Origin of the sequence: Sphingomonas sp. Leaf257 (assembly GCF_001422185.1) — a bacterium.
Taxonomy (GTDB): domain Bacteria; phylum Pseudomonadota; class Alphaproteobacteria; order Sphingomonadales; family Sphingomonadaceae; genus Sphingomonas; species Sphingomonas yabuuchiae.
This window is the reverse complement of record NZ_LMMH01000006.1, coordinates 45193-59773: the sequence shown is the minus strand read 5'-3', so window position 1 is coordinate 59773 and position 14581 is coordinate 45193. Positions and strand designations below refer to the sequence as shown.

Here is a 14581-nt window from a genome sequence, read left to right as displayed (position 1 = left end):
GAAGGGAAGGGGCTCGCATCGATCCAAGGCATTACCCGACCATTCCGAACGCGTGGCGACTGGGCCCCAGCCTTCGTCGGGGTGGAGCAAGAGAGGTACGTTCACCCCCCTACCGCGCCGACGCTGTCACACCGGCGTCGGTCTGCACCACCGGCTTCATCGTCCCGTCGGGATTATAGTAAAGCCGCTCGACCGTCACCGCGCGGCGTCCGATCGCGCCGCTCTGGTCGCCGATGGCGAGGGTCGCATTGTGCAGGAACAGATAGGACTTGCCCTTGAACTCGGCGATGCCCGGATGGATCGTGAAGCTGTACTTGCCCGAGCCCGTCAGCAGCCCGCGATAGGTCCACGGCCCCTTCAGCGATGGCGCAGTGGCGTAGGAGATATGCTCGTCCCGCTGCGTCGTCCGGTCGAGCGAGGCATAGGTCAGGTAATATAGCTTGCCGCGCTTGTGCAGCCAGGGTCCCTCCTCGAAATGCGGCGGGGTGATCTCGGTGATCGGGCCGTCGATCTCGATCATGTTGGGCTTCAGCCTGGCGATATAGCATTGCCGGTTGCCCCAGGCGATCCAGGTCGTGCCGTCATCGTCGGTCAGCACGGTCGGGTCGATATCCTCCCAGCTGTGAGTGCCCTTCGGCGTCATCTCGTTGGTGATCAGCGCTGAACCCTTGGCGTCGACGAACGGACCGGTCGGCGTGTCGGACACGGCGACGGCGATCGCCTTGCCCGGGTGGCTGTTGTCATGCTCGACGGCGGCGTAGAACCAGTATTTGCCGTTCTTGCGGACCACCTGGCTGGCCCAGGCGTCCTTCTTGGCCCATTTGAAATCCTTCACGTTCATGATGGGCCCGTGCGGCGTCCAGCTCTTCATGTCGGTGGTGGAGTAGACCAGCCATTCCTTCATGTTGAACATCTCGTCGCGCTGCGCTTCGTCATGCCCGACATAGAGGTACAGCCGATCCCCCACGACCAGCGGCGCGGGGTCCGCCGTGAATCTGTCGCGGATGATCGGGTTGCTCCCCGGCCGGTCGGCCGCCAGCGCAGCCCCCGACACGGCCAGCAGCAGGAGGGACGCAATCGTCCGCGACATCGTCATCGTCTGGGTTCCCGTCAGAAGTTGAAGCGCACGCCCGCGCGGTACACCCGCCCGAGAACGTCGTAGAGCGCCGGGTTGACGAAATAGGGCGAACGGGCGGGATCGCGATTGAACACATTGTCGACCTTGAAATAGGCCGTCACCGCCTTGGTCACGTTATAGGTGCCGCCCACGTCGAAATAGAAGGCGCCGGGAATGAAGTTGTTGTCGATCGTCGGCCGGTTCGCGGTCGAGGCGGGGCAGCCGGTGGTGCATTCGATATATTGATTGCCGAGCTTGCCGTCGCTGAACCAGCGCTCCTGCAGCAGCAGCGACCAGTCATCGGTGGCATAGGTCTGCACCGCCAGCCACTTCCACTTCGGCGTGTTGCCGATGTTCACGCCCGCCGTGTCGTTCGGGATCGTGTTCGGCAGGCCGGTGTCGGTGATGAAGCGGCGGATATTGGTCGCCAGCGCGCGCAGCGTCAGGCTACCCGGCAGGCCCAGCGGATTGCGCCAGCGATAGCTCGCCTCGATATCGAAGCCGTCGGTCAGGATCGACGCCAGGTTGAACGACTGGACGTTGATGAAGTTCGGGCCGTTGGGGTTGTTCAGGTTGAACACGCCGCACGTCTCCGGCGCGATATTGAGGTAGCACAGGTTGACGATGTCCTGCGCGCCCAGGCTGTAGATGACGTCGGTGATCTTGATCTTATAATAGTCGACCGACAGGCTGAGCCCCGGGATCGCCTGCGAGTTGGAGAAGGCGATGCCCAGCGTGGTGTTGCGCGCGATTTCGGGCGTCAAATTGACGTTGCCGATGGTGTTCTGGAGCGCCAGCACATTGACGTTGCGGAAGGGATCGAAGAAGCCCGGCAGCGTCGTGGTGACGGGCGCGGCGAACAGCTCCGACAGGTTCGGCGCGCGGACATCGCGCGAGGTCACGCCACGGATGCGCAGGCCATCGACCGGCAGGTCCCAGGTACCGCCGATCTTCCACGCCCAGACCGTGCCCGAGGTGCTGTAGTCGGTGACGCGCACCGCGCCGTTGATGTTCGCGCGGCCACCGGCATCGGAATTGATGATCGGCAGGTCGGCTTCGACGAACGCTTCCTTGACGCTATAGGCGCCGCTGCCGTTCTTGTAATTGCCCGCATACCAGTTGTTGCCGTCCGCCAGCAGCGCCGGGTCGGCGGGGTAGTTGGCATTGGCGGGCGTGTTGGCAAAGCCCGCGCCATACGGATCGGCGCGCACGCGGTAGAATTCGTGGCGGAACTCGCCGCCGAACGCGATCGACACCGGCCCGGCCCAGGACGAGAAGGGCGAGCCCGAGAAGTTCAGGCTGATGACGTCCTGCGTCTGGCGGGTCCGCTGATACGGGCCATATTGCGGCATGATATAGCTGATCGCCGCCGCCGACGGGTTGCCGCCGAAGATGTTGAGCGGCTGGCACCCGTTTGCCCGCGCGGTCGCATCGGCGCAGACGATCGCGCCGTTCAGCGTGGTCGCATTGATCGCCTGGTTGAAGCGGCGGGACAGCATGATATTGCTGACATCGACATCAGTATAGTTGGTGCCGTGCTCGAAATACATGTCGTAGGACCAGTCGGACCCGGCGACGCTCTCACGCCCCTTGGCCCCCGCGACGAAGCGGAACTGACGACGATCGGTATAGACCTGGGTGTTGCCCAGCGCCGCGTTGCTGGTGCCGTACTGGAAATTGGTGATGCCCGCCGTGGCGCACTGCGCCTTGACCAACGCGGGGACGTACGGATTGGCGCACTGGATGGTCAGGTTCGGGCGGTTCTGTCCACCGACCGGCTGGTTGTTGGTCTTTACCTGGCCGATGTTGATCGTGCCGTAAATCTCGCCATTGGGGGCGAAGTCATAGCCGATGCGGCCATAGCTGTTGACGCGCTGGATCTTCGACTGGAGCGAGCGGCCCGCATCGACATTGCCCGACAGGTCGCCGCCCTGGCAGAAGCCGGGCAGACAGCCCCGGACATTGCCCGCCGCATCGCGCGCGGGCACGCCGTTCGAGCCGTACTGGAACTGGAACGGGTTGCCCGACTGGTCGAAGGCGATGCCCTGAAGCGGCCCGGCGGTGATCAGGCCGTATTTGGTGTAGTTGTAGGACTGGGCATAGTCGCGGAACAGATATTGCGGCGACCCGTCATTCAGGACGTTGCGGTTGATCAGCGTCGACTGACGGAACCAGTCGCGGCCATTCGCCAGGTTGATGCCGAAGTCGCCGCCGCCGACGCCGTCTTCATGCGCATATTCGGTGCTGGCGATCACATGCACCGTGTCGTTGAGCAAGCTGGTGCCGCCCGCCAACTGGATCAGCACCTGCTGATCGTCGCCATAGGTGGTGACGCCGCCCTGGATATTGCCCTTGATCCCCTTGAACCGGGTATCGGTGATGAAGTTGACCACGCCGCCGACCGCGTCCGAGCCGTAGGAGGCCGAGGCACCGCCATTGACCACATCGACCCGCTTGATCAGCAGCTGGGGGAACAGGCTGATATCGGGAACGCCGGTCACGTTCGCGCCGACGACACGCTGGCCGTCGAGCAGGGTCAGCGTGCGGATCGCGCCGACGCCACGCAGCGAGAAGGAACTGAGCCCCTGCTGGCCGCTCGACGTGCTGAACGTGTTCGTCGCGGTGCCGGTCGACCCCTGGAGCGAGGGAAGCTGAGCGACCGTGGTGAAGACATTGGGCTGGGCGTTGGCGGCGATCTGCTCCTCGCCGATCACCGTGGTCGGGGTCGGTGCGGTAAAGCCGCCGGTGGTGATACGCGATCCGGTCACGATGATGTCGCGGGTCGCACCTTCATCGACCTGTTCGGCCGGAGGCGCGGGGGTCTGCACGGTTGCCGGATCGGATGAAGCGTCCTGCGCTGCCTGGTTCGGCGGAACCTGCGCCCAGGCCGGTGCGGCCATCATTCCGCCCGCCAGAACCATCAGGCTGGCCGCGCCCAAGGCGTGACGGCGCAGCCGCCGGGTATGCGTTCCCGTCTTCATCATGATCCTCATCCCTTTTGATTCTGTTTTATCTGGTAACGTTACCAGCACTCATTTCCTGTTTTTGCGTTCGTGTCAATGTTGCAAAATGATACGTGCGTTAGGCAGGGGCGCGTGAAGCCGCAGGCGGAGAAGCTTCCCGCCCGGACGATATTAGAAAGTGGCAACGCGCGAACCGCTGGGAAACTCCTCCCCTGCAAGGGGAGGTGGCAGGGCGAAGCCCTGACGGAGGGGTGTCACCCTCTCGATAGCGGGACACCCCTCCACCATGCTGCGCATGGTCCCGCTCCCCTCACAGGGGAGGAAAAGAAGGGGTTCAATCCTTCGGACAGTCCGCGCAGCGACCGCGCACCTCGATCACCGGACGCTCGGGGCGAAACCCTGCGCCGACGGCGGCATCGCGGACCGCGCCGGTCAGGCGGTCGTCGTCGATATGCGTGATCTGCCCGCATTTGTCGCAGACCAGGAAGATGCAGTCGTGCAGGCAGTCGGGATGCGCGTTGGCCACATAGGCATTGGCGCTCTCCACCCGCCGGGCCAGGTTCGCGCCGACGAACAGGTCGAGGATGCGATAGACGCTGTTCGCCGCCACGCGCCGCCCCTGCGACTGCGACATGACATCGGCGATGTCATAGGCCGAGGCGGGCTTGTCGAACCCGGCCAGCGCCTCGAACACGCTGGCGCGCATCGCCGTCCACTGCTCCCCGGCACGCTCCAGGGTAGCCTTGGCCGCGACGGAGAGATCGGCCCCCTGGGGCTCCTGATGGGTGTGAGCATGCGCCATGGAGGGGATTTAGGCGGTGCCGCCCCGGCGGGCAAGGTCCGGGCAGCGGGGGTCCGGGCGGCGGGGCATTCGGCCCACTATCGCGGGCGCGCGCGAAACCCTATCATGGCGTCATGCTGCAACCGAGCCCCGCCTTCATGATCACCGCCCGCCCCCGCAGCCTGGCCCGCTGGCTGTTCGCGGTCGCCGGGCTGATCGTCGCCATGGTCGTGGTCGGCGGCATCACGCGCCTGACCAATAGCGGCCTGTCGATCACCGAGTGGAAACCGATCACCGGGATCGTGCCGCCGCTGACCGACGCGCAGTGGCAGGCCGAGTTCGCCAATTACAAACGCATTCCCGAATATTGGACCTTCAACCGCGACATGACGCTGGCGGGGTTCAAGGCGATCTTCTTCTGGGAATATCTGCACCGCGTGCTGGGCCGGGTGATCGGCATGGCCTTTGCCCTGCCCCTGATCTGGTTCTGGGCGCGCAAGGCGATTCCAGTCGGCTACAAGCCCCGCCTCGTCGCGCTGCTGGCGCTGGGTGGATTGCAGGGGGCGATCGGCTGGTGGATGGTCGCCTCGGGCCTCGTCGAGCGGACCGATGTCAGCCATATCCGGCTGACCGTCCACCTGCTGACCGCCCTGTTCATCCTGGCGGGGATCGTATGGACGGCGCTCGACCTGATAGCGCTGCATCGCAACCGGCTGGCGGCGCCTGCCCGGCTGACACTGCTGGGCGCAGGCGCGGTGCTGACGCTGTTCGTCCAGCTGATGTTCGGGGCGCTGACCGCCGGGCTGGATGCAGGCTATGCCTTTTCCAGCTGGCCGCTGATGGGCGACGCGTGGTTCCCGGCGGGTACGCCGATGATGTCGCCCGCCATCGCCAACGTCTTCGACAATCCGGTCGTGGTGCAGTTCATCCATCGCTGGTTCGCCTTTGCCGCGGCGGGGCTGCTCGTCTGGATGGCCGCACGGGCGATCCGGCATGGCGCGCTTCGCGCCGGATGGCTGGTGATCGTGCTGGTCATCGTCCAGATCGGCCTCGGCATCGCGACCCTGCTGTCGGGCGTGCAGATCGACATCGCCGTCGCGCATCAGGCCAATGCCGCGCTCCTGCTGATCGCCGCGACCGCCGCCGCGCATCGCCTGGGCAGCCCCGGCCAAACCCATAAGGTATCATAATACCCGTCAGCAAAGTCCCACTTTGCTTGACATTTTGGGGCCTCTCCAGCATTGGACCCTCGTTCGCGCCGCCCGGGTTCACGGGCGGCGTGTTGCATTTCAAACCGAAAGGTCTCACGCCCATGAAGGCGCTCATGAAGACCACCAAGGCGGCCAAGCCGCACGAGGTGGAGAAGAAGTGGCATATCGTCGACGCCGACGGTCTGGTTGTCGGCCGTGCCGCCACCATCATCGCGAACATCCTGCGCGGCAAGCACAAGACGTCGTTCACCCCGCACGTCGATTGCGGTGACAATGTCATCGTCATCAATGCGGACAAGGTGCGCTTCACCGGCAACAAGCTGGGTCAGAAGGTGTACTACAAGCACACCGGTTATGCCGGTGGTATCAAGGGCATCACCGCCGCCAAGGTCCTGGAAGGCCGCTTCCCCGAGCGCGTCCTGGAAAAGGCCGTCGAGCGTATGATCCCGCGTGGCCCGCTGGGCCGTCAGCAGATGCGCAACCTGCGCATCTTCGCCGGCACCGAGCATCCGCACGCCGCTCAGAACCCCGAAGTCCTCGACATCGCGTCGATGAACCGCAAGAACAAGGTGGGCGCATAATGTCCGATAACCGCCAGTCGCTCGCCGATCTCGGCGCCACCCTGAACCAGCAGGCCGCTGCCGCTCCGGCGCAGACCGCCGCTGCCGGCGAAGCGCCTGCCGCTCCCGCCGAGCGCGTCAGCACCACCCCGCTGCGTCAGCAGGAGCTGGACAAGTTCGGCCGCGCCTATGCGACCGGCCGTCGTAAGGACGCGGTCGCTCGCGTCTGGCTGAAGCCGGGTTCGGGCAAGATCACGATCAACGGTCGTGACCAGGAAGTGTATTTCGCACGTCCGACGCTGCGTCTCGTCATCAACCAGGTGTTCGGCATCACCGAGCGCGAAGGTCAGTATGACGTGATCTGCACCGTCAAGGGCGGCGGTCTGTCGGGCCAGGCCGGTGCGGTCAAGCACGGCATCAGCCAGGCGCTGACCAAGTTCGAGCCGGTTCTGCGCGCTCCGGTCAAGGCCGCTGGCTTCCTGACCCGCGACAGCCGTACCGTCGAGCGTAAGAAGTATGGCCGCGCCAAGGCGCGTCGCAGCTTCCAGTTCTCGAAGCGCTAAAATGCGGGCCGCCTTGGATGGCCCAAGCCATCCAAGGACAGGCCACGGCGGGCGGCAGGAACGGCAAAGCCGTTCATGTCCGACGGCGTGGCAGCACGAAGCACGAAGGAGCGGTCCGGCAACGGGCCGCTCTTTTCGTTTGGGGCGGACTTCATGCGCCCGACAGGACGAACGCACCCATGACGAACCCCTTGTGGATTCCCGCCACCATCGCCGCCGCGACCTTTCAGGTCGGTCGCAATGCCCTGCAACGCGGGGTCATGGCGTCCTCTGGTCCTTGGGGCGCCACGCTGGTGCGGTTCCTGTTCGGCCTGCCCTTCTCGATCCTGTTCGTCACGCTCGCCCATTTCGTCATGCCGGGGGCCGATCTTCACTGGAGCGGGGCCTTTTGGCTGTCGGCCATCGTGGGTGCCGCGTCGCAGGTTCTGGCGACGGCCGCGCTGCTCGATGCGATGCAGCGGTCCGGCTTTGCGGTCGGCACCGCGCTTCAACAAAGCTCGCTGCCGCTGGCCGCGCTGCTCGGCCTGATCGTCTATCATGACCGGATCAGCGGCGTGGCCTGGATCGGCGTCGCCATCACCACCGCCGGACTCGTCGCCCTGTCCTGGCCGCCGCCCGAGCAGCGCCGCGCCTCGCTGATCGGCGCAGCGATGGGGCTGGCCTCGGGGCTGTTCTTCGGCTTCTCGCTCAATGCGTTCCGCCATGCCGCACTGGCGCTCGACCCTGTCCACCCGGTCTTCGCCGCGCTGGTCTGCGTCGCCGTCGTTCAGGCGATGCAGACGGTCGCGCTGGGCCTGATCCTTGCTTGGCGCGACCCGGCGACGCTGGTCGAGGTGGCGCGCCGCTGGCGGCCTTCGCTGGGCGCGGGGCTGTGCGGCGCCTGTGCTTCGGCGGGATGGTTCGTAGCACTCGCTTTGTCTCCCGCCGCGCCGGTTCGCGCGCTGGGCATCATCGAGGCGCCCATCGCCGCCATGGCCGGGCACCGGCTGTTCCGCGAGCGACTGGGCGCGCGGCAAATCCTGTCGGGAGTCGCGATCATCGGCGGGGTATTACTGACGACGCTGTTCTGACCCGTGCGTTCCGGCAGCGATGTCATGGCGGCTTCATAAGACAGCCATTTGCGCCGCCCCATGTTGGTTCGATCAGGCTCGTGGAGGAAGGGACATGCAGGTTCGTTTCGCAACCCGTCATTTGCTGCTGGTCTTGGCGAGCTTGGCGCTACCGGCCGCCACCTCTCCGCCGCCGCCTGTAGACCTGTCCGGTCTCGCCCCCGGCTGGCGGCTTGTGGCGACCCAGGGCGCGGATGAAGAAGACCCCGGCGGCAATACCGCACCGGGCAGGCTCCACCTCTGCCTCACACGCGACGGCGGCAAGACTTGCCGCCCTGCGCTCGACGACCTGCTGATCAGATCCGGCCAGCCGAGCGCGTTCGACGAGGCGCATTATCTGGAAGCGGCCCGGATCGTCCGCCCTCGTGCCGACCAAGCCTTGCTCTGGGTGCAGGTGGCCAGTGTCCATGGCGGCAATGGCGACCAATGGGTCGGCCGCATGGCACTGTCCTATGACCGGGCAACGGACCGCTTCGTGCCGGTGTTCCGCCAGCAGACGGGGCGCAACAACAATCAGGAGGTGCGGTTCATCGAGCAAGGTCCGTTGCGTGGCGCGATCGTCTCTGCCGTGCCGACCTCCGACGCACCGTTCGGCTTCTGGATTACCGTGAACCGCATGAATGCGGGCGGTCGCTATGCCCCGGTCCTGCACTATCGCAGCGGGACGCGTTATGGCGACGGCAATCAGTTGGCGGCCATCGACTCGGAGATGCCCGAGACCCTGCGCCGGTTGAAGCTGTGGCAACCCGGCCAACCGCTTCCCCTGCCCGATCACGCCTGCCCCAAACCCCGGCTGATCGCGCAAGTTCTGTGGTGCACCGATCCGCCCGCTTCGGCACCGCGCTAGAGCCGGACGATGGCGGTGGCGATCCGCTCGGCTTCCTCCGGGTCATGCGTGACCATCAGGATCGGGATGCCGCTCCGGTCGCGCACCGCCTCCAGCGCGTTGAGGATATCCCCCCGCCGCGCCCGGTCGAGCGATGATAGCGGCTCGTCGAGCAGCAGCACGCGCGGATTGCTGAGCAGGGCCCGCCCGATCGCCACGCGTCGTGCTTCGCCGCCGGACAGGCTGCGCGGCCAACGGTCGAGCAGATGGCCGATGCCCAGCATCGCGATGACGCCGTCCCAATCGCTGCCGCCCCGGCCCATGCCATAGCGTAGATTGGCCGCGACCCGCCGATGCGGGAACAGGCGCGGTTCCTGAAAGACATAGCCGATACGCCGATGCTCGGGGCGGACATCGATCCGGGCAGCGGCATCGAACAGCGTCTCGCCCGCGACCCGGACATGGCCCGTATCCGGCCGGACGAGCCCGGCCACCATTTGCAGGATCGTGGTCTTGCCGACTCCCGACGGCCCGAACAGCACGGTCGCGCCCGGCCCGGTGGCGAAGCAGGCCGCGATCTGCCCCTCGCCACGCCGCACCGTGACGTCGACGTCAAAGGACATGCAACCCCCGCCCCATCCGCCGCGCCAGCCATTCGGAGGCGACCAGCGCGACCAGCGACAGCACGACCGACACGCTGGCCAGTCGCCATACCATCTCCTCGCCGCCCGGCCGCTGAAGCGCGGAATAGATAGCGAGCGGCAGGGTCGCCGTCTCTCCGGGTACGTTGGAGACGAAGGTGATCGTCGCCCCGAATTCCCCGATCGAGCGCGCAAAGCCCAGCACCAGCCCCGCCAGGACACCGGGCGCACAGAGCGGCAGGGTAATGGTGGCGAAGACCCGCATCCGCCCCGCCCCCAATGTCCGGGCGGCCTGTTCCAGCCGGGGGTCGACCGCCTCGATCGACAGGCGAATGGCGCGCACGACCAGTGGCAGCGCCATGACCCCCGCCGCGATCGCCGCCCCGGTCCAGCGGAACAGCACGCTTACCCCGAACCACTCCGCGAGCCAGCGCCCGACGGGACCCTCCGGCCCGAAGGCGAGCAGCAGTACCCAGCCGGTGACGACCGGCGGCACGACCAGCGGCAGATGGACAATACCGTCGAGCAATACCCGCCCCGGAAACCGCCACCGCGCCAGGGCCCAGGCCAGGACGAACGCGATCGGCAGCGTCACGAGCATCGCCGTGCCGCCGACCAGCAGCGACAGGCGAACGATCCCCCATTCCTCGGCCGACAGCATCAGGCCGTCATCGCGTGGCGAAACCGTAGCGGCGGAAGATCGCCTTGCCTTCGCCCGACAGCAGGAAGCGGCGAAAGCCCTCGCCCTCCGGGTTGGTCGAGGCTTTCAGCCGGGCGAGCGGATAGGTGATCGGCGGATGGCTTGCCACGGGAAACATGCCCGCCACGCGGACGCGCGACGAGGCCTTGGCGTCGGTGGCGTAGACGATGCCATAAGGGGCCGCGCCCCGCTCGACGAGGGCGAGTGCCGCGCGGACATTCTCGGCACGCACGACATGGGGTTCGACCATGGTCCAGGCGCCCAGCTTTTCGAGCGCCGCCTTGCCATATTTGCCCGCAGGCACGCTGTCGGTGTCCGCCATGGCCAGCGGCCCGGCGGACAGCGTCCTGCCGAGCGTGCGCGTCGTCACCTGTCCGCCCTTGCCCAGGAGCGCGATGACGACCAGGCGGTTGCCCAGAAACGCGGTGCGGGTCTTGTCGGCGAGCAGGCCGTCCTTTTGCAGGACGTCCATCCATTCCTCATCGGCCGAGGCGAACAGATCAGCCTTGCCCCCCGCCTGCACCTGCCGCGCCAGTGCCGAGGAAGCGGCGAACGAGATGATCGGGCGGGGATGGCCCTTCTTCGCCCAGGCATCGGCGGCGGCGGTCATCGATTCCTGAAGGCTGGCGGCAGCGAGGACCAAGGGCGCGCGGTTCTGAGCGAGAACTGGCGCCGACACGCACAAGGCGCCGACCAACGCGGCAAATCGCAATCCCATCATCGGCGTCCCCTTTTCGCCTTGATGGCGTCGATGGGCTGCAACGCACAAGGAACGAATTTTATTCCTCTGATTTCCCCCAAATTCCTCCCCTGCAAGGGGAGGTGTCAGGCTGCAAGCCTGACGGAGGGGTGTAACGGCCAGTGAGTATTCCCTCATGAGCCGCGACACCCCTCCACCATCCTTCGGATGGTCCCCCTCCCCTTGCAGGGGAGGAATACCAGATTACGCCTCGTCGCCCATACGGAGCGCGGCGATGAAGGCTTCCTGCGGGATGCTGACGGAGCCATATTCACGCATCTTCGCCTTACCCTTTTTCTGCTTTTCCAGCAGCTTGCGCTTACGCGTTGCGTCGCCGCCATAACACTTCGCGGTCACGTCCTTGCGCATCGCGCTGATCGTCTCGCGCGCGATCACCTTGCCGCCGATCGCCGCCTGGATCGGGATCTTGAACAGGTGGCGTGGGATCAGTTCCTTCAGCCGCTCGCACATGCCGCGACCGCGCGTCTCGGCGGTGCCACGGTGGACGATCATCGACAGCGCGTCGACCGGCTCTTCATTGACCAGGATCGACATCTTCACGAGGTCGCCCTCGCGATAGCCGATCTGGTGATAGTCGAAGCTGGCATAACCCTTGGACAGCGACTTCAACCGGTCGTAGAAATCGAACACCACCTCGTTGAGCGGCAGTTCATAGGTCGCCTGCGCGCGCCCGCCGACATAGGTCAGGTTCTTCTGGATGCCGCGCCGGTCCTGGCACAGCTTCAGGATCGAACCGAGATATTCGTCGGGGACATAGATGGTCGCCTCGATCCACGGCTCGCTGATCGACGCGATCTTGTTGGGATCGGGCATGTCGGCCGGATTGTGCAGGTCGATCTGGCCGCCGTCATGGCTCAGCTCGATCTGATAGACCACCGACGGCGCGGTGGTGATCAGGTCGAGGTCGTACTCGCGAGTCAGACGCTCCTGAATGATCTCCAGATGGAGCAGACCCAGGAAGCCGCAACGGAAGCCGAAGCCCAATGCAGCCGAGGTTTCCATCTCAAAGCTGAACGAGGCGTCGTTCAGCCGCAGCTTGCTGATCGACTCGCGCAGCTTTTCGAAGTCGTTGGCGTCGACCGGGAACAGGCCGCAGAACACCACCGGCTGGACTTCCTTGAAGCCCGGCAACGCCTGCTCGGTCGGCTTCTTGGCGTCGGTCAGCGTATCGCCGACCCGTGCCTGCGCCACGTCCTTGATCTGCGCGGTGATGAAACCGATCTCGCCCACGCCCAGCTCGGTCAGCTGCTCGATCTTGGGCCGGAAACAGCCGACGCGGTCGATCAGATGGGTGGTGCCCGCCTGCATGAACTTGATCTGCTGCCCCTTTTTCAGGGTGCCTTCCATCACGCGGACGAGGATGACGACGCCCAGATAGGGGTCGTACCAGCTGTCGACCAGCATCGCCTTGAGCGGCGCGGTCGCATCGCCCTTGGGTGCGGGGATGTTCTTGACGATCGCTTCCAGGATGTCGCCGATGCCGATGCCCGACTTGGCGCTGGCCAGCACCGCGCCCGAGGCGTCGATGCCGATCACGTCCTCGATCTCGGCGCGAACCTTTTCGGGTTCGGCGGCGGGAAGATCGATCTTATTGATGACGGGCACGATCTCATGGTCGTGCTCGATCGACTGATAGACATTGGCCAGCGTCTGCGCCTCGACGCCCTGCGCGGCGTCGACGACCAGCAACGCGCCTTCGCAGGCGGCCAGCGACCGGCTGACCTCATAGGCGAAGTCGACATGGCCCGGCGTGTCCATCAGGTTCAGCGTATAGGTCTCGCCGTCCTGTGCCTTGTACGCCAGGCGCACGGTCTGCGCCTTGATGGTGATGCCGCGTTCCTTCTCGATCTCCATGTTATCGAGAACCTGTTCGCTCATCTCGCGGTCGGTCAGGCCGCCGGTGAACTGGATCAGGCGATCGGCGAGCGTCGACTTGCCATGGTCGATATGCGCGATGATGGAGAAGTTGCGGATCTTGTCGAGCGGCGTGGACACGGGGGGAATGGTTTCCTGAAAAGCTATTCGATCACGCCACTAGCAAAGATGCGGGCGGATGCCAAAGTGCTCTAGCGCGGCGATGCAATTTGCATAGCGGCTTTCGCCCTGCCCCTCGATCAGGGCGTATCGAACGCCGCGCCGATCCAGTTCGGCCCGCGACCATTCGAAGAAGCGCTGCCGCTCCGCCAGTGTGCCGAACAGCCGGGTGCCGTCCTCTATCCAGGGCAAATCAGGCGCGAAGAGCAGATAGATGTCGGACAGCCGGTCCCACCGGGCGAACCACGGATCGCGCGTCCCGAACAGCATGTCGGCCCAGACGGCGGTCATCAGCGGATCGGTATCGGTCACGACCGGCCAGGGCCCGTCCGCCATCGCGCGGGCCAGCATCGCGTCATGCCCCTGCCCGATCGCCACCAGATCGGCCATGGTGAAGTCCGTGCCATGCGCCTCGGCATAGTCGCGGCCATATTCGGGCAGATACCGGCCGCACAGAGCCTGGGCCAGGCGTGGCCCGACGGTCGACTTGCCGGTGCTCTCCGGCCCGTGAAGACAGATGCTGGTCACGCCCGCTGCCGCCATTCGCGATACCCCCACAGGCTCAATCCCAGGAAGATGACGTAGAGGATCGCGGTCAATGTCAGCCCCTTTACCGCGTAAAGCACGACGGACGAGAGATCGACGACGATCCACAGCAGCCAATTCTCCAGCCGCCGCCGCGCCAGCAAGATCTGCGCCGCGACGCTGGTGACGGCATTGGCCGCATCCCAGAACGGCATCGCCGCATCGGTCCAGTGCGCCATCACCGCGCCCCAGCCGAGCGCGGCGACCGCGATACCCGCGAGCCACCCGCCACGCTCAGGCGCGGACAGCCTGTCGACCGTCACCTCACCCGCCTGCGTCACGCTGCGCCGCCAGACGATCCAGCCATAGAGGTTGAGCGCGAAGAAGAAGAGCTGCAACGCGGCGTCGCTGTACAATCGCTCGCGCCAGAACAGCAGCGCATAGAGCGACACCATCACCAGCGCGACGGGATAGTTCCACAGGCTGCGCCGCACGACCAGCGTGACGTTCGCGACACCGAGGATGAAGGCGATGGATTCGAGCCAGGTCATGCCACCCGGTCGAGCCGGGGCGCCCTGTCAGGGGCGGTTCGCTATCGATGGACTGGACCGCGTCAGGCGGTGAAATGGTCGGGGAGAGAGGATTCGAACCTCCGGCCCCTGCCTCCCGAAGGCAGTGCTCTACCAGGCTGAGCTACTCCCCGACTAGAGAGTACGGACCGCTTTCGAAGCCTTTCGGGAAGGCCGATCCGTGCTGGAGGCGCGCCAATAGCCAGCGGCTCGGATGGGTGC

At 65.7% G+C, this 14581-nt stretch carries 14 protein-coding genes and 1 tRNA gene; 5 read left to right on the top strand and 10 right to left on the bottom strand.

Annotated features, from left to right (window positions below; all coding sequences use genetic code 11):
* Positions 1–109 precede the first annotated feature (109 nt).
* The 3 genes from ASF14_RS06190 to ASF14_RS06180 form a co-directional block, all read right to left on the bottom strand.
* Positions 110–1096 (bottom strand): glycoside hydrolase family 43 protein, encoded by a 987-nt coding sequence (locus ASF14_RS06190; RefSeq protein WP_056432973.1) that lies wholly within the window; start codon positions 1094–1096, stop codon positions 110–112.
* A 14-nt stretch (positions 1097–1110) separates the two neighbouring features.
* A complete protein-coding gene (locus tag ASF14_RS06185; protein WP_156361057.1) occupies positions 1111–4101 on the bottom strand; it encodes a TonB-dependent receptor domain-containing protein in 2991 nt (996 codons plus the stop codon).
* A gap of 313 nt (positions 4102–4414) precedes the next feature.
* Positions 4415–4882 (bottom strand): Fur family transcriptional regulator, encoded by a 468-nt coding sequence (locus ASF14_RS06180; protein ID WP_056432966.1) that lies wholly within the window; start codon positions 4880–4882, stop codon positions 4415–4417.
* A 113-nt stretch (positions 4883–4995) separates the two neighbouring features.
* Between ASF14_RS06180 and ASF14_RS06175 the strand changes: the two genes are divergently transcribed.
* The 5 genes from ASF14_RS06175 to ASF14_RS06155 all read left to right on the top strand — a co-directional run bounded on the left by ASF14_RS06175 (position 4996) and on the right by ASF14_RS06155 (position 9151).
* Positions 4996–6051, top strand: a complete 1056-nt coding sequence (locus ASF14_RS06175) for a COX15/CtaA family protein (protein WP_236696951.1) — start codon at positions 4996–4998, stop codon at positions 6049–6051.
* Between the two features lie 122 nt (positions 6052–6173).
* Positions 6174–6653, top strand: a complete 480-nt coding sequence (rplM, locus tag ASF14_RS06170; RefSeq protein ID WP_042488064.1) for a 50S ribosomal protein L13 — start codon at positions 6174–6176, stop codon at positions 6651–6653.
* Complete coding sequence (rpsI, locus tag ASF14_RS06165; RefSeq protein ID WP_061778995.1) at positions 6653–7195, top strand: 30S ribosomal protein S9; 543 nt, start codon at positions 6653–6655, stop codon at positions 7193–7195. The genes rplM and rpsI overlap by 1 nt, the downstream gene beginning before the upstream one ends.
* A 179-nt stretch (positions 7196–7374) precedes the next feature.
* Positions 7375–8265, top strand: a complete 891-nt coding sequence (locus ASF14_RS06160) for a DMT family transporter (RefSeq protein ID WP_056432963.1) — start codon at positions 7375–7377, stop codon at positions 8263–8265.
* A gap of 94 nt (positions 8266–8359) precedes the next feature.
* Complete coding sequence (locus tag ASF14_RS06155; protein ID WP_056432961.1) at positions 8360–9151, top strand: hypothetical protein; 792 nt, start codon at positions 8360–8362, stop codon at positions 9149–9151.
* Here the strand turns inward: ASF14_RS06155 and ASF14_RS06150 are convergent.
* The 7 genes from ASF14_RS06150 to ASF14_RS06120 form a co-directional block, all read right to left on the bottom strand.
* Entirely contained in the window at positions 9148–9753 is a 606-nt protein-coding gene (locus ASF14_RS06150) for an ATP-binding cassette domain-containing protein (protein WP_056432958.1), read from the bottom strand. The two genes, ASF14_RS06155 and ASF14_RS06150, sit on opposite strands and share 4 nt — an antisense overlap.
* Positions 9743–10432, bottom strand: coding sequence for a molybdate ABC transporter permease subunit (gene modB / locus ASF14_RS06145; RefSeq protein ID WP_056432955.1), 690 nt, complete (start codon positions 10430–10432; stop codon positions 9743–9745). The genes ASF14_RS06150 and modB overlap by 11 nt, the downstream gene beginning before the upstream one ends.
* A 7-nt stretch (positions 10433–10439) precedes the next feature.
* A complete protein-coding gene (gene modA / locus ASF14_RS06140; protein ID WP_056432952.1) occupies positions 10440–11192 on the bottom strand; it encodes a molybdate ABC transporter substrate-binding protein in 753 nt (250 codons plus the stop codon).
* 222 nt (positions 11193–11414) lie between these two features.
* Positions 11415–13226, bottom strand: a complete 1812-nt coding sequence (gene lepA, locus ASF14_RS06135; RefSeq protein ID WP_056432949.1) for a translation elongation factor 4 — start codon at positions 13224–13226, stop codon at positions 11415–11417.
* 39 nt (positions 13227–13265) lie between these two features.
* The gene (locus ASF14_RS06130) at positions 13266–13808 is read right to left on the bottom strand and encodes an AAA family ATPase (RefSeq protein ID WP_056432946.1); all 543 of its coding nucleotides are present in this window, start codon (positions 13806–13808) and stop codon (positions 13266–13268) included.
* Positions 13790–14341 (bottom strand): nicotinamide riboside transporter PnuC, encoded by a 552-nt coding sequence (gene pnuC / locus ASF14_RS06125; RefSeq protein ID WP_056432943.1) that lies wholly within the window; start codon positions 14339–14341, stop codon positions 13790–13792. Before pnuC ends, ASF14_RS06130 begins: the two co-directional genes overlap by 19 nt.
* A gap of 75 nt (positions 14342–14416) precedes the next feature.
* Positions 14417–14493 (bottom strand) — tRNA-Pro (locus ASF14_RS06120).
* Positions 14494–14581: the final 88 nt, after the last annotated feature.

Coding starts and splice junctions, on each gene's coding strand:
- ASF14_RS06160 (WP_056432963.1), top strand. CDS start 7,375: ATGACGAACCCCTTGTGGATTCCCGCCACCATCGCCGCCGCGACCTTT.
- modB (WP_056432955.1), bottom strand. CDS start 10,432: ATGCTGTCGGCCGAGGAATGGGGGATCGTTCGCCTGTCGCTGCTGGTC.
- pnuC (WP_056432943.1), bottom strand. CDS start 14,341: ATGACCTGGCTCGAATCCATCGCCTTCATCCTCGGTGTCGCGAACGTC.
- rpsI (WP_061778995.1), top strand. CDS start 6,653: ATGTCCGATAACCGCCAGTCGCTCGCCGATCTCGGCGCCACCCTGAAC.
- ASF14_RS06180 (WP_056432966.1), bottom strand. CDS start 4,882: ATGGCGCATGCTCACACCCATCAGGAGCCCCAGGGGGCCGATCTCTCC.
- ASF14_RS06150 (WP_056432958.1), bottom strand. CDS start 9,753: ATGTCCTTTGACGTCGACGTCACGGTGCGGCGTGGCGAGGGGCAGATC.
- ASF14_RS06185 (WP_156361057.1), bottom strand. CDS start 4,101: ATGATGAAGACGGGAACGCATACCCGGCGGCTGCGCCGTCACGCCTTG.
- ASF14_RS06130 (WP_056432946.1), bottom strand. CDS start 13,808: ATGGCGGCAGCGGGCGTGACCAGCATCTGTCTTCACGGGCCGGAGAGC.
- ASF14_RS06190 (WP_056432973.1), bottom strand. CDS start 1,096: ATGACGATGTCGCGGACGATTGCGTCCCTCCTGCTGCTGGCCGTGTCG.
- ASF14_RS06155 (WP_056432961.1), top strand. CDS start 8,360: ATGCAGGTTCGTTTCGCAACCCGTCATTTGCTGCTGGTCTTGGCGAGC.
- ASF14_RS06175 (WP_236696951.1), top strand. CDS start 4,996: ATGCTGCAACCGAGCCCCGCCTTCATGATCACCGCCCGCCCCCGCAGC.
- modA (WP_056432952.1), bottom strand. CDS start 11,192: ATGATGGGATTGCGATTTGCCGCGTTGGTCGGCGCCTTGTGCGTGTCG.
- rplM (WP_042488064.1), top strand. CDS start 6,174: ATGAAGGCGCTCATGAAGACCACCAAGGCGGCCAAGCCGCACGAGGTG.